The following is a 15,900-nucleotide window of genomic DNA, read 5'->3' on the forward strand; positions in this document are numbered from 1 at the left end:
CTGATACTAAATCCGCTCAACTGATTTCACACCTTGTATTTGCTCAAACTGAATCATGAGTTTGTCTAGGTGTTCGGTATCGTAAACAAACAACATGATCTTCCCTTCAAAAATACCGTCGTTTGACTCAAATGAAATAGATTTCATATTCACACGATGCTCCTGCGAAATAATACTGGTAATGGTATTTACAATTCCAACATCGTCAATACCTGTTATTTTTATACCTGCCAAACGCTCTTTTAAATGCTTGCTGCGCCATGTGGCTTTTATGATACGGTAAGCATAATTAGACATCAATCTGGTGGCATTAGGACAATTAATGCGGTGTATTTTTATTCCTTCTGTTGCTGTGATAAATCCAAAAACATCATCACCTGGAATAGGCGTGCAGCAATTAGCTAATTTGTATTCAATGTCTTTAAAATCTTCCCCAATAATTATGGTATCCTTTTTACTGTCAACACATGAAATGACATTTTGCAAAGCAGTCGTGTTTTCAGTTTTCTCTACCTTGCGTGGCAATACAAAATTTTTGCCTGATACTTCAATTTCACGCAACCTACTGAGATCAAGTTTACCTTTAGCAATCTGAAAATAAAGTTCAAGCGTATTGGGTATTTGAAAATGCTTTTCAATCACCGTGATATTTTCACTGGTGAAGTTGACATGCAGTTGAGTAAATTTGCGTTGTAAAATTTCTTTTCCGTCTGCCGCAATTCGCTTCTGTTCTTCTTTCAGCGCAGATTTTATTTTTGATTTGGCACGCGCAGTACCTACAAATTTCAGCCAATCTTCTTTTGGTTCTTGTTTTTTAGATCTGATAATTTCAACCTGATCACCACTTTTCAAAACGTGTGAAATAGGCATGAGTTTACCATTCACTTTGGCACCAATACAACTCAATCCAACATCGGTATGAATATCAAAAGCAAAATCAAGTGTGGTTGCATTTTTTGGCAAGACACGCAAATCACCGTTGGGTGTAAAAACATAAATCTCATCTGTAAACAAATTCAATTTGAATTCGTCTATAAACTCTTCCGCATTGGCTTCAGGATTCTCAAGCAAATCACGTATCTCACCAACCCAACGATCAATGAGATTTATATTCTCTTGATTATTTTCTTTGTATTTCCAGTGAGCAGCGTATCCCTTTTCTGCTATCTCATCCATACGTCCGCTGCGAATTTGCACTTCAACCCATTTGCCTGTTGGACTCATCACTGTGGTGTGCAATGACTCATATCCGTTAGCTTTTGGAATTGAAATCCAATCACGCAAACGATCAGGATTGGGCTGGTAAAAATCAGTAACAATGGAATAAATTCTCCAGGCCATTGGTTTCTCATTTTCAACCGGTGTATCATAAATAATCCGTATGGCAAAAATGTCAAAGATCTCATCAAAACTTACTTTTTTCTGATGAATTTTTTTTGATATGCTGGGAATACTTTTTGTGCGGGCTTTTATACTGAAATCTATTCCTTCTTTTTCTAAAACTTTTTTTATTGGATTGATAAAATGCCTGATAAAACGGTTTCGAATTTCCTTTGTTTTTTCAAGTTTGCTTTCAATTTCAACATACTTGTCAGGTTCTTTGTATTTAAAGATGATGTCTTCAAATTCATTTTTTATGGCATTAAATCCAAACCGGTGAGCAAGGGGTGCGTATAGAAATTCTGTTTCACTGCAAATCTTCAATCGCTTGTCAGGTCGCATAGAACTTAGCGTACGCATATTATGCAAACGATCTGCAATTTTGATAAATGCCACGCGCAAATCATCTGAAATAGTCAGAATTAATTTTCTGAAATTTTCAGCCTGAAGTGAAATATTGTCATCAAAAACTTCTGGAATTTTTGTCAATCCATTGATGATAGTTCTCACTTTTAGACCAAACATTTCTTCAATGTCATTCAGCGTGATATAGGTGTCTTCTACCGTGTCATGAAGTAATGCACATACAATAGCCGTTGTACCCAATCCCATTTCTTCACAACAAATACGCGCCACAGCAATTGGATGAAAAATATAGGGTTCACCTGATTTGCGGCGCATATCTTTGTGCGCCTCAACGGAAAGGTCAAACGCTTTTCTGATCAAACGCGTATCTTCTTTATCACGCACATGACGTGATGCCCAAAGTAAACCACGATACGCCTTGAGAATTTCTCGGCGCTCTTTTTCCAAATCAATTTCTGTATAGGTTTCTCCGGTCATATCTCAGGGTATCATCGGGTGAGGGAATGTGAATATTTTCCTTTCTTATCGTAATATTTCCAAATGCCAACCGGTTTACCATCTTTCACTTCTCCCTCTTCACTGATGATTCCGTTTTTATTAAAAAACATCCAAACTCCTTGCTGTACACCATTCACCCAAGTGCCCGATTGCTCAATATTTCCGTTTGGATAATAGTAAATCCAAAATCCGGTTTGCTGACCTTGAACCCATGTACCCTCCTCTACTTTATATCCTTCTTCATGATAATAAATCCATTTTCCATCAGCAAGTCCGTTTTTCCATTCTCCGGATTTTTCAATTTTTCCGTTGGCGTAATAATATGTCCACACTCCGCTTTGCACACCATCTATCCAAATTCCGTGATGATTTAATATTCCGTTTTCATCATAATATTTCCACTCACCGGTTTGTTTTCCGGTAGTATCGTAATCTCCCTCTTCTTCTATATTTCCATTTTCATGATAATAAATCCAACGCCCGGTTTGTTTATCATCATCCCAAATTCCTTTTTTCTCAACTGCTCCTGATGGATAATAATACGTCCACATTCCGGCATTTTTTCCATGCTGCCATGATCCAATTTTTTTCAACGCACCGTTTTCATAATAATATTTCCATTCGCCGTGTGCTTGACCATCAACAAAATCACCTTCTTCCTCTACTGCTCCCGCGGGATAATAATAAGTCCAGCGTCCTACTTGTTGATCTCCTTGCCAAATTCCTTTTTCTGATAATTGTCCGGCTTCATTATAATACATCCATTCTCCCGATGCTTTTCCATCTTTCCAATTGCCCTCTTTTTTCAATGTACCGTTTTCAAAATAATACATCCATTTGCCTGTTTGAATATCATCATCAAATGATCCTTTTTCAGAGAGCACACCATTATCATGATAGTATTTCCATTCACCAATTCTGTTACCATTCTGATATGTTCCGGTGTATGATATTTTGCCGTCTTTGAGATAACCTGTCCATACACCATCTTCTTCACCCATGTTATAATTACCGGTTTCTGACGGTTCACCGGACTCGTGATAATAATTCCACACCCCGTGTTTCACTCCCTTGACATATTCACCTTCAGCCCAAATTTTTCCATTCTCATGATAAAATATCCAATGCTTTACCGGTACGTTATGTTTGTATTTTCCGGTTTCTTTCAGATTTCCGTTTTCATAATACTCTTTATGTTTTTGCGCAAAACTAGATTGCAGCAACATGAAAGCAAACAGAATAAAAACCAATTTCCGAATCATACTCTTATCATTTGTTTAATCATTATTTTGCAGGCATCACTCTTGTTCTCACTTCTCCAAAAGATAGTTTAAAATTTTCATTCTGACAATAACCGCGCATTACCACGGTATCACCATCTTGGATGAATTTTCTTTCAGTACCATCTTTCAATTTCAATGGTTTGGTTCCTTTCCATGCAAGTTCAAGCATAGAACCAAATGAATCAGGAGCTGTACCTGAAATAGTTCCTGATGCCATCATGTCACCGCAATTGATGTTGCATCCGTTGATGGTATGATGCGCCAATTGCTGATTCATGTTCCAGTACATGTGTTTGTAATTTGATTTTGAAATGATATTTTCTGTTCCGTCTTCGGTTTGAATTATCACTTCTAATTGAATATCCAAATGTTTGTTACCTGAGTATTCAAGATATGGCAACACTTTAGGTTCTTGCACAGGTCCCGGTATTCTGAAATATTCCAACGCTTCAAGAGGCACAATCCAAGGGGCAACAGACGATGCGAAATTTTTAGCTAGAAACGGTCCAAGCGGAACATACTCCCATTTTTGAATATCACGCGCTGACCAATCATTGAAAAGACACATGCCAAAAATAAATTCATTAGCCTCTTTGGTGGTGATTGATTCTCCTATTGGTTTGCCTTGAAAAGTTGTAAACGCCAATTCAAGTTCAAAGTCAAGTTGTTTAGACGGACCAAACACCGGGGGTTCATTTTCAACAGGCAGTTGTTGTCCCTTTGGCCTGTATATAGGTTGTCCAGAAAGAATAATGGATGAAGCTCTGCCATGGTAACCAACCGGAATGTGCAACCAGTTTGGCAACAACGCATTTGCCGGATCACGAAACATCACCCCCACATTAGTTGCATGCTCACGACTTGAATAAAAATCAGTATAATCACCAACTTTAACAGGCAATTGCATTACAACTTCATGCAATGGAATAAGCACTTTTTTCAACAGGGTCTCATCCTTGATTTGTTCAGAAGAACCTGCCATGAAAATTTCATATAATCTTTTGCGCACTGATCCGCATGTCGGCTTACCTTTCATCATAAAATTATTCAGGTAATCTGAAACAAAATCTTCTAGCGTGAATGGTAAATTTTTAAAATATCCTTCCTGAAATAATACAGCCAGATCAATGACAGAATTACCTAATGCAACCCCTACGCGTTTATTTTTTGCTCCGGCAATAAATATTCCGTAAGGCATGTTTTGTATTGGGAATCCCGAGCCATTGGCGCTTTCAACCCATGATGTGGCATTTGCCGGTATGATGAATGACATAGTAGATTTACGAAAGTTTTTGGTACATTGGACAAATTTAAGTGATTTACAACGGAAAGACGTGTCTCCTCAAAACAAAATACGAATAGGCTGGTGTGCATTTTTATTTGTTCTATTTCATACTGTGACGATTATTATTTACGCTTTTCCCGCTGGTTACATTCCCCGCAGCCTACAATCTGCCTCAGCTCACTACGTTCAACCGGTTTTTGAACAAACCTGGAGTTTATTTGCTCCGGCTCCAATTCTTAACAGTGATTTGAAGATTAAATATTATTTTGGACCTGATTCAACGGATTGGGTTGACCCCATGCAAACAGCAGAAGAAAAACATGCGGCTTTCCGCGTAACACATCACGCCGAACTGGCATTGGGTGAATCTAATCTCCTCCATTTTATCAGTCTTGATTTGAATTACCTGGGAATTTCATTGTATGAAGCCTTTCCGGCTGATAGTACTCAGGCTTTTAAATACACTTCAGCATGGTGGTCTGCCAGTAAATTTATTTATGGCACGGCAGAAATGCAATATCAAAAAAGACCTGACAGCGCGTTAATGCACTGCTTTTATCACAATGTTCAAACAGATGAAAAGGGCTCAGTGATTTTGCCAAAATTTATCTGGAAAAATAATTCAGAACAAAGTCATGAATAAGTTGCTGACATATTTCACCAACCCATTTCAATACTGGTATAAAGTTGAAATATTCAGACGTGTGCTGTATATTTTTCTTTTTATCAATACACTCACATTAATTCCGGCTGCTTATGAAATTTGGGGATATGAAGGAGTGATTGGTACACGCGGCTGGAATTTTTCAATACCAACCTGGCAACAAGGATCGTATGCTTTGTTGAATGTTTTGAGCCATCCGGCTAACGCAAAATTCCCTTGGTTGTACCAAATGTTTATAGCAGGTCAACTCGTTTTTTTATTCACGGGAATTTTCAGAATACTGCCGAAAATTTCTTCTGTGATGATTTATTTTTTTACTACCAATCTTTTTCTGAAAGGATATCTCATGTTTACCGGAGCTGAAGTATTAGCAAGTATTCTGCTCTTCTATTTAATGTTTATCCAGCGTAAAGAAACTAAATCTCTTTTTAAACTACAATGGAAAATTGATCGGACAGAACAAACAGAATTCAGTTTTTTGCAAACTATTTTCAACAATACTTTTTTTATCATTCTGCTGATTCAGATTTGTATTTTATATTTCTTCAGCACCTTTTATAAATTGCTGGATGAGAACTGGACATCAGGCGCAGCTGTCATGTACATTGCCCAAATTGACGGTTACTCAAGTGGATTGATGAAGTTTATTTTTGCAGACAATACAACTATTTCTGCACTTGCCACCTATCTCATTTTAGCCTATCAGGGATTATTTTCACTCTTAGTTTGGTTCAAGAAAATTAAAATTCCGTTCTTGCTTTTTGGCGTATTTTTTCACCTCAGTATTGCGTTTGGTATGGGCATATTTACATTCGGAATTTTTATGTGTATTGTCTATCTCCCTTTTCTTGATGACAATCAATTAGCATGGATGCAGAGAAAAATTTCTTTGCGGAAGTGAACTGCAAAGCACGTTTCGTTCTTCAACGTTCAGATTATTTTATTCCTCATTTTGTTCAATGAGATCAATTAATTTCTTTGCTGATTCATTGAGCAAAGGAATAAATCCCTTTAAAAAACCTGTATAAGTCCTACTCTCAAATATTAAATTTTTCAACTCCAAATTATCTGATAACGGAACCGCAATTTTAAATTTTCCAAAGTTATTTTCTTCAGATATCAATTCAAGATGTCTATTGAGTATTTGCTGGGTACGATCATTAATTTCAATAGCAATATCATTTATCCTGATCAACTCCGATACTAAAGAATAATACTCAATGAGGTCATATTTCAAAGTATCAGTTTTCATAGAATAAAGCGAACCTGTGCTTAACATTTCCTGATAAGTATGCTGATAAGGGGTGAATAAGAACACACTATTAATAAATGAAAAAATAGAATCGGCTAATGAGTCACCGCTAAAATATCCTAGTGCAACTTCACAGTATTTGTATTTTTCAATTGAATGCTGCATGAATGATTCATAGGTACTTGTATCATGAGTTAAGTCGCTTTTAAGTCGAATAAAATATTCTTGCTCAATTTCAACTCGTTGTCGTTCTGATCGCCATTCGTCAAATAAAAATGAAAGTGTAATTCCGGTGAATATGATGAAAACCTCAAAACCAAATTTTTTAAAATTACCTAAATCAATTTTCATAATACGAATTACAAATACTTATCCATCAAATAAATCATGGTTGCCATGGCGGCCGATCCCAATTCAAGTTCTCTCTTATTTACACTTTCAAATACATCCGTCTCTGCGTGATGATAATCAAAATATTCTTGTGAATTGATTACCATACCCAATTGCACCATGCCCGGATAATGCTGTAACAATGGACGAATATCAACTCCACTGTAGCCGGGTTCAAATCGGTACAATTCAAAATCATATAACACGTCTTTAAATTCTTGCACCATGGCAACTTGTTCAGTTGTTCCCTGAATATCAAAACCTATTGGTAAAAATCCACCGCGGTCACTTTCAATAGCACAGATATGTTCTTCTTTATTTTCACTGGCCAATTCTGCATAATATTTACCTCCAAAATTTCCATTTTCTTCATTCATGAATAATACACAACGCAGCGTATGATTATTGTAATACTTTAATTTGTGTAGAATGCGAATAGCCTCAATACAATGCACAATACCGGCACCATCATCATGCGCACCTTCACCGGTGTCCCATGAATCAAGATGCCCTCCAAAGGTGATAATCTTATCATCTTCATGACCGGTCATTTCAGCAATCACATTGTAGGATATTTCATCCGGAAAAAAACGACAATCCATTTCCATTCTCAAAAAAACTTTTCCATTTTTTAACCACTCAGTCAACCTGTCCGCATCAACTGTACTAATTGCTGCAGCCGGAATTTGCACTACACCTTCTTCATAATGCATTGATCCGGTATGAGCGTGTTCATCGGTTGATTGAGCCAGAGAACGAATTATAACCGCTTTTGCTTCAAGTAAAGATGCTTTGGTGGCGCCATCCCAGCGTTGATCTATACAAGCACCGTAAGCTTTGAACGTGGATATTTGTGTTTGATCAAATGGCTTATTAAAAAAAACAATTTTTCCTTTGATTTGATCCTTTGTGAAATTTTCCAAATCAGTAACTGACTCCACCAGAATTACCTCACCCTCCATCAAACCGTCAGTACCAACTGAACCGCCAAGGGCAAGAATATTTAACTTGGAAAAATCTCCTTGTTCATTTAGTATCCAGCCGGCCTCAGTGTTCCCTCTTTCCCAATGAGGAACTTTAATTTCCTGCAAATAGACATTATCAAAACCGTATGATGACAATAAATCAAATCCCCACTTGATAGCCATTTTTGCTTCAGCTGAACCGGTAACCCGGGCACCAACATCTTTACACAGCGACCGCAAATTTTCATAACACTCACCTGATGCAAGCGCTTCATTATAAATTGACCGGATAAAAACAGAATCCGTGTTGGCTCTTAATCCAACACTCAGAATCACAAACAATCCTACCAGAAATTTTTTCATGTGCTACTTTTTTTACCATTTGCCAGTTGTCTGTGGTGTGCCAAACAATTTAACAAATTGATTTTTTTTTGGGAAGAACGAAGTTAGTGAAAATAGCTATTCACGAAAACAAATGACTGACAAGCGTTATTTCATCATTCAAATAGAGACAAAAAAAAACGCCGGAAGAACTTGTCATCCGACGTTTTAGTTATGAAAAAAATCTTAATACCTTGAGTGGTTACTTCCCAGATTATTTGAAAGTGAAGTCACCATTCTTAATGAAAGTTCAAGACCACCGCGGGTATTGGTAGCCTCCTTAAGGCTTGAAGTATTTACATCATAGCTGATACCAAATCCCCATCCTGCATATTCATATAATAATCTGAACGTAATGGCATCCCTTGTACGATAGTATCCACCAAAATAAAGCGCAGATGCACTTTTGAAACCGGTGAATTTACTATCTTGCGTGAGCAGTGTTCTAAACATAGCGCCAATATATAATTCATGCGCCGGCCCTTGTTTATAGAAAAAGAAACTTGGATTGATAGCAACTTTTGAATCACCTAAACTTTTTGTCAAACCACCGTGCAAAACAAATTTCATATACAATTGCTCACCGGTATTGATAAAAGAATATTTTGGCGTTGAAATATGAAATACAGAAAAACCTGCGTGCGCATTCCAGTCATGATTATCTGTTACGTAAATATCTCCGCGTGTATTATTGAACGTCCAAAGCAATCCGGCTCCAACATCATATTTGGTGAACACTTGAGTTCCGCTCATTTCTCCGGTTGGCAGAGAGGCATCATAGTGCATTCCATCAAATTGATTTCCCCATTGTAAGCCGGTAAAATCAATACTGCGTTGAAAAAATCCAGGTTGAATTCCTGCGCCCAATGTATTGTACTCATCAAGCTGAATGTGATATGCAACGGAAAGATTTCCCATAGTGGTACCCATTTCTGAGTCACCTGATTTATCTGTAAACACATGCGCACCCATTGACAAGAAACCTTGCGTATTTCTTTTTTTAGTCAAACGCATATCATAACTGACAGCAAATGTTTTGTAAGGCGCTCCAATTGCTCTCCACTGATCTTTATAATTGACGATAGCTTCAACACCAAAAAGCGCACCCGCAAGTGCAGGATTTTGTTGCAACGGAGCCATATCAAACTGTGAAAAATGGATATCCTGTGCCATGGCAGATCCTGAAAGACTCAGACTGATGATGACAGATTTGATCACGTTATTTTTCATGTTTTGCAGTTTTAATTATCTTACTAATGTAATATTTCCTTTTTTCTCAACAACTTCTCCGGTGAGTAATGTCGCTTCAAAAATGTATACATATACTCCGGTATTCATTGGTTTACCTTTATACATACCATCCCAGCAAACATCTTGACTTTCAGTTACGAAAACTTTTTCTCCCCAGCGATCATAGATAGTGAAAGTCATAGTTGCAATACAACGACCATACACACACTCCATGTTGTTTTCTCCATTGTCATCAGGTGAGAATGCGTTTGGAATAAATACATCTCCACAATTCTGATCTACTGTTATAGTTACACATGCAGTGTCTGCACATCCATAACTATTGTAGACAATTGCACAGTAAGTAGTAGTATTGAGAGGATCTACTTCAGGATTCTGACAATCGGTACACGAGATATCCTGATCTTCATACCAAAAATAACTGGTACCTCCACCTGCAAAAAGTTGTGCTTCATCTCCAATAAATATTGTAGTATCATTGCTTACCCACGCACTTGGTGGTCCGCTTACAAGAATTTCAATGGTGTCTTCATCACCGCAAGTACCTGCAAGGGTGTAAATAATTTCATGTGTACCTGCACCTGCTGAGTCAGGATTAAAAATTCCCAATGAGGTATCAATAATTCCATCACCACTCCATGTTCCACCTCCCGGTGATCCGTTCAAAGTTACCTCAGCATCACCTAAACAGAATGGTCCTGCATCCACAACTGAAGCAGTTAATGAAGGTGAAATAGTGATATTAAAAGTACTTACATCAAAACATACACCGCCTGTTGTATAAGTGACAGTAAATGTACCTGTACCTGATGCGCTGATATCAATAATACCGGTTGTTGAATTAATGACACCTCCATTATCTATTGTAAAAGTTCCGCCAATAGTACCCATGATGGTTGGGAACGGATCAGCATCACTTGAACAGAACGAGCTGGCAGCATAAGAAATAGTAGCGCTTTCAAAAGGATTTACAACAATAGTAGTTGTTGAACTTCCACCACATGATCCTGAAATAGTATAGGTGATGGTATGTGTTCCTGCGCCGGCAACTCCGGGATCAAACTGACCTGTGGCAGCATTGGTAATTCCAGGGCCACTCCATGTTCCGCCAGGTGTTGCAGCCACTAAGGTGGTTGATGGATCATCTTCACAGAATGGGCCCGCTGCTGTAATGGTTGTATTGGCTGTTGAAATGATCGTTACAGATGCAGTTGAACTTGCAGGACAAGTACCTCCCGTATTATAAGTAATCGTGAATGTTCCGGCGCCTGAGGCAGACAAATCAATAGTACCGTTTGAGACATTAATTACACCAGGTGCTGTAATTGTAAATGTTCCTCCTGGTGTTCCGGTTACCGTTGCAAGTGGGTCAACGCCACTTACGCAGAAAGGTGATCCGGTATACGAGAACGATGCATTATCAACGGCGTTAACCGTGATGGTTTCAGTATCTGCTGCACCGCATGAACCGGAAATAGTATAAGTAATTGTATGCGTACCCGGCCCGGCTGTTGCTGGATCAAATGTACCATTTACTGCATCTGTAATTCCTGTTCCACTCCATGTTCCGCCCGGATCAACCGCAACCAAGTTCACTGCCGCAGCGTTGGCACAGAACGGTCCAGCTGGCGTGATGGTAGCGTTGGCTCCACTTGTAATGGTAATATTTTGTGTTGATGTGGCAGCGCATGCACCACCGGTATTATACGTGATAGTGAATGATCCTGTGCCGCTTGATGCAATATCAATTTGTCCGGTTGTTGCATTAATTACACCCGGGGCAGAAATGGTAAATGTTCCACCAGATGTTCCACTAATTGTTGGTGTTGGATTTGGATCTGTTGTACAATATAGCGCTGCACTGTATGAGAAGCTTGCATCTCCTGCCGCATTCACGGTAATAGTTTCAGTATCTGTGTCACCGCAACCACCACTAATGGTATAAGTAATAGTGAAAGTTCCTGCCCCTGCAACAGCGGGATCAAATGTTCCGTTTACTGCATCTGTAATTCCTGTTCCACTCCATGTTCCTCCGGCATCTACGGATATCAAATTCACCACGGGATCATTTGAGCAGAAAGGACCTGCAGGTGTAATAGTTGCATCTGCCCCTGTTGTAATAGTAACAGTTGCTGTTGACGTTGCAGAACAAGTTCCGGATGTGGTGTATGTGATCGTAAATGTACCGGTTCCACTGCCGGCAATATTTATCTGTCCGGTTGATGCATTGATTACACCCGGAGCAGAAATTGTAAATGTGCCACCAGGCGTTCCACTAATTGTTGGTGTTGGATTTGGATCAGACACACAATAACTTCCCGATGCATAATTGAATGTTGCATCTTCAAGTGCGTTGACAGTGATTGTTTCTGTATCTGAAGCGCCGCACGCACCGCTGATTGTATAGGTAATGGTAAAAGTACCTGATCCTGCAACAGCGGGATCAAATGTTCCGTTGGTTGCATCGGTAATTCCTGTTCCGCTCCATGTTCCTCCGGCATCAACGGCAGTTAAGTTTACGGCTGCATCATCTTCACAGAACGGACCTGCCGGTGTAATTGTGGCATCTGCACTGGTTGTTATTGAAAGAGCAAATGTCTCAGATGAAGGGCAAGATCCGGTGGTAGTATATGTCACCGTGTAACTAGAGATTCCGCTTGCTGATAAATCAATTATACCTGAAGAGGCATTGATAACACCCGGAGCAGTAATTGAAAACGTTCCACCCAGTAAGCCTGTTATTGTTGGTGATGGATCAGGATCAGAAGGGCAATATGAACCTGCCGGATAAGTGAATGAAGCATCATCAGCTGCATTGACTGTGACAGTTAATGTGGTTGTTGTTGCACACTGACCCGCTGTAGGTGTAAATGTATAGGTAGTAGTTGCTGTATTATTTATTGCAGGTGACCATGTTCCGGTTATACCATTTGTTGATGTGGTTGGAAGTGGAGCTAATGCAGCACCAGAACAAATTGGACCAACAGCCGTGAATGTAGGAGTCACGTTTGCATTTACTGTGATAGTTAATGTAGTTGTTGTTGCACACTGACCCGCAGTTGGTGTAAATGTATACGTAGTGGTTGCTGTGTTATTTATAGCTGGTGACCATGTTCCGTTTATACCATTTGTTGATGTGGTTGGAAGCGGAGCTAATGCAGCGCCAGAGCAAATTGGACTAACAGCCGTGAATGTAGGCGTCACGTTTGCATTTACTGTGATAGTTAATGTAGTTGTTGTTGCGCACTGACCCGCAGTTGGTGTAAATGTATACGTAGTGGTTGCTGTGTTATTTATAGCTGGTGACCATGTTCCGTTTATACCATTTGTTGATGTGGTTGGAAGCGGAGCTAATGCAGCACCAGAACAAATTGGACCAACAGCTGCAAAAGTTGGAGTAGTTGCTGCATTCACGGTGATTGTTTCGGTATCTGTCAAACCACAAGTTCCTGTATAAGTAATAGTAAAAGTACCAGCACCCGCAGTAGCCGGATTAAATGTTCCAAGCGAAGCATTTGTAATACCAGTACCGCTCCAAGTTCCACCAGTTTCAGCAGCAACTAAATTAACAGCTGCATCTGTAACACAAAAAGGGCCGGCAGGTGTAATTGTTGGATCACAAGTTGATGAACAAGGAGCAACGGTAGATGGATCAAACACAAGGGTTGTTCCGGTTCCGTCTGTAATTTGAACTTGTGTTGCTCCACCAGGTAGGCTTGCATTAGTTCCGGTTGCAAAATTCACATAGCCCGTTGTAGCTATTGTACAAGGTAATGTTGCACCAGTACAAAATCCAAAGATCACAGTTCCTCCACAGGTTACACAGTCATTAGATGTGGTTGTAGTAGCTTGCCAGTTAGCCCAGGTGTATGGCCCTGTTCCACCACTTACGGTAAATGTTCCGTTGGTTTCTTCGCAGATTGTAAGAACAGAACAATCAGACACCGTGATGTCAAATGTATGTGTTCCACAAACCAACGTGTAAGTAATAGTAAAAGTACCCGGACCAGAAACAGCTGGATTAAAAACACCGGTTGAAGTATTCAACCCTGCAGGGCCGCTCCATGTTCCACCAGGCGTTTCAGGTGTTAACGTGATAGGTGCATCAGTTGTACATAAATCTGCCGGAGGACAAACATACGGGTTACAACAAACCATGGTAGTAGGTGCACATGCACCTGCCGTAATTTGTTGAATGTATCCACTGCGTGAACTTGATCCGTCTGTTCCGGTTGAACCGCTTGCAATAATTTCACCACCTGAACTTACTTGCACATCATACACATTAAACGAGGTTGCATAAGTTGCCAATTGATTCAAGTTTGCATCATATTTTATTACCTGATTTTTTGAACCTACATAAACATTTCCACAATCATCTACATCAATTCCACTGTTTTGAACTTGATTTCCTCCTAAAAATATACTTGCCCATCCGCCGCCTGGAATAGTAGCCGTAGCTACCACAGCACCGGTATTAAAATCTCTTTTGTGTACCTGATTTCCTCTGTTTACATAAACAAAACCATCATAATAAGCCAGCGCCTCAATACCAGAATTGTTATATCTCCAGTTTTCGTTTTTATAGTTCATGCCATAACCCGTGCCAATGTGAAAAGGCGTACCTCCAAAGGTTGGACAAAGTGTTAAATCATCACTTACATAACCAATTGAGTCATGCGTCATCCAATAATATTTTTCGTTTTCACAAGCGACAATTGACCTCACTTCATGTGGACCGGGAAAAAGTTGGGAACCGGTCACTTGTACGCTACTGAGTACGTTTCCATTGGACATATCAATATTGTAGATATAAGGTAATGGAGGTAAAAAACCACCGGTACCACCTACAACTAATTTTGTCTGATCACAGTTGAAAGAAATATTCCATAACTCAGTTGAAGAGAACAAACCGCCGGGGCTAGAATTGTTCCATACCAATCCACCGGCAGTACTAACTTTTTGAATCATCGCAGTTGATCCGTTGGTCACATAGGAGTTACCTGCATTATCTGTTGCAAAAGTTCCAAGCCACATCGTGGTATCATAGGGAGTGTTGTATGTCCATTGCAGCGTACCTCCACTGTTGTATTTTAATAACTGAAGAGGCATAACCCCACCTATGATGTACACATTTCCTACTGCATCTTTTTCACATTCCCAAACACAATCCCAGTTGGTTGCAAAAGTTGGTGTCTGAGTCCATGGGTCAATTACTAAAGTTTTTGAAGGATCATGGTTCTCAACATAAAATGAAATTTCATTGCCATTCACCACATAGTTTGAGTTGAGAATAGTTGATTCAGCGCCTTCATAAAAAGTCACCGGTGCATGATCAATTATATCTCCATGTTTTGTTGGCGTATGTACAGTGCCATCAGGTAAAAGTGAAATGTCTTTAGAATATTGCAGACGTACTTGCGAAATATCTCCACCCGGATGCACAATCACAGAATACTTAATACCTCCTTGAGGGTGAAATTCATATACAACATCAATATTTGGATACAAATTTTTATATATGAGTTTATTAAAAGCAGACACATTTTCTACGCTCAATACATTTCTGTTTTCATCATAATAAGAATAGCTGTGGTATGCTGTATTTGGATTTTCTGCAATTAATTCAACATCCGGATTAGCACCTACCCAAGTAGCGTAAACCAAGTCTCTTTCAAATTCAATTCTATTTCCTGCATTCTCAAAATCTTGCCACTCTTTAAGCGAATTGAAAGGTTGGGTTTTCCGTTGCTCACGCTCAGCCTTTTCTTGTTCTGATTTTTCAACTTTATGCTTTGATGTCAGTTCAATCGCCAATCCATTTTTTGAGAAAAAGTAAAATAAATTGGTTTGATCACATGCATACTCCACATCTGAGGCATTACAATAACTTGCAGGCAAATCAAACTGACCTTTGTTTTCAATGAAAGCTGCAGTTTTTGAATATTCAATTTGCCATGCATTTGGTGATTGAGCCACTGCAGTGATTGCAAAAAGACAAAACATTAAACATGTTGAAAGACTAATTTTCGTTTTCATCAGGATATAATTTGAGTAATGCAAATGTATCTTGTGTGTTAAGGCGCTTCAATGGTGTTTACCCCTCATAAATCAAGCATTCGCTGTTAGATATCAAACAATACGCCTCATGATTTGATTATTTTTAACAGAAATTACGCGTTAAA

General features: G+C 39.1%; 9 protein-coding genes. 2 read left to right on the top strand and 7 right to left on the bottom strand.

The window, feature by feature from the left end; genetic code table 11:
* Window positions 1-6: 6 nt before the first annotated feature.
* From IPH66_11220 to fahA, 3 genes are read right to left on the bottom strand one after another with little or no spacing between them, the layout of a single operon-like run.
* Window positions 7-2,223: a bifunctional (p)ppGpp synthetase/guanosine-3',5'-bis(diphosphate) 3'-pyrophosphohydrolase gene (locus IPH66_11220; GenBank protein ID MBK7129920.1), complete on the bottom strand. Its 2,217-nt coding sequence runs from the start codon at window positions 2,221-2,223 to the stop codon at window positions 7-9.
* 11 nt (window positions 2,224-2,234) lie between these two features.
* Complete coding sequence (locus IPH66_11225; protein ID MBK7129921.1) at window positions 2,235-3,506, bottom strand: toxin-antitoxin system YwqK family antitoxin; 1,272 nt, start codon at window positions 3,504-3,506, stop codon at window positions 2,235-2,237.
* 22 nt (window positions 3,507-3,528) lie between these two features.
* A complete protein-coding gene (fahA, locus tag IPH66_11230) occupies window positions 3,529-4,800 on the bottom strand; it encodes a fumarylacetoacetase (protein MBK7129922.1) in 1,272 nt (423 codons plus the stop codon).
* 124 nt (window positions 4,801-4,924) lie between these two features.
* Between fahA and IPH66_11235 the strand changes: the two genes are divergently transcribed.
* The gene (locus IPH66_11235; GenBank protein MBK7129923.1) at window positions 4,925-5,455 is read left to right on the top strand and encodes a hypothetical protein; all 531 of its coding nucleotides are present in this window, start codon (window positions 4,925-4,927) and stop codon (window positions 5,453-5,455) included.
* A complete protein-coding gene (locus IPH66_11240; GenBank protein MBK7129924.1) occupies window positions 5,448-6,377 on the top strand; it encodes a hypothetical protein in 930 nt (309 codons plus the stop codon). The genes IPH66_11235 and IPH66_11240 overlap by 8 nt, the downstream gene beginning before the upstream one ends.
* A gap of 39 nt (window positions 6,378-6,416) precedes the next feature.
* Here IPH66_11240 and IPH66_11245 read toward each other — a convergent pair whose 3' ends face one another.
* The 4 genes from IPH66_11245 to IPH66_11260 all read right to left on the bottom strand — a co-directional run bounded on the left by IPH66_11245 (window position 6,417) and on the right by IPH66_11260 (window position 15,754).
* A complete protein-coding gene (locus tag IPH66_11245; GenBank protein MBK7129925.1) occupies window positions 6,417-7,079 on the bottom strand; it encodes a hypothetical protein in 663 nt (220 codons plus the stop codon).
* Window positions 7,080-7,087: 8 nt separating this feature from the next.
* Window positions 7,088-8,446, bottom strand: coding sequence for a M28 family peptidase (locus tag IPH66_11250; protein MBK7129926.1), 1,359 nt, complete (start codon window positions 8,444-8,446; stop codon window positions 7,088-7,090).
* Window positions 8,447-8,650: 204 nt separating this feature from the next.
* Entirely contained in the window at window positions 8,651-9,694 is a 1,044-nt protein-coding gene (locus IPH66_11255) for a PorP/SprF family type IX secretion system membrane protein (GenBank protein ID MBK7129927.1), read from the bottom strand.
* Window positions 9,695-9,709: 15 nt separating this feature from the next.
* Window positions 9,710-15,754 (bottom strand): gliding motility-associated C-terminal domain-containing protein, encoded by a 6,045-nt coding sequence (locus IPH66_11260; protein ID MBK7129928.1) that lies wholly within the window; start codon window positions 15,752-15,754, stop codon window positions 9,710-9,712.
* Between the last annotated feature and the right edge of the window lie 146 nt (window positions 15,755-15,900).

It is taken from the genome of Crocinitomicaceae bacterium, assembly GCA_016708105.1.
Classification (GTDB): domain Bacteria; phylum Bacteroidota; class Bacteroidia; order Flavobacteriales_D; family Crocinitomicaceae; genus JADJGJ01.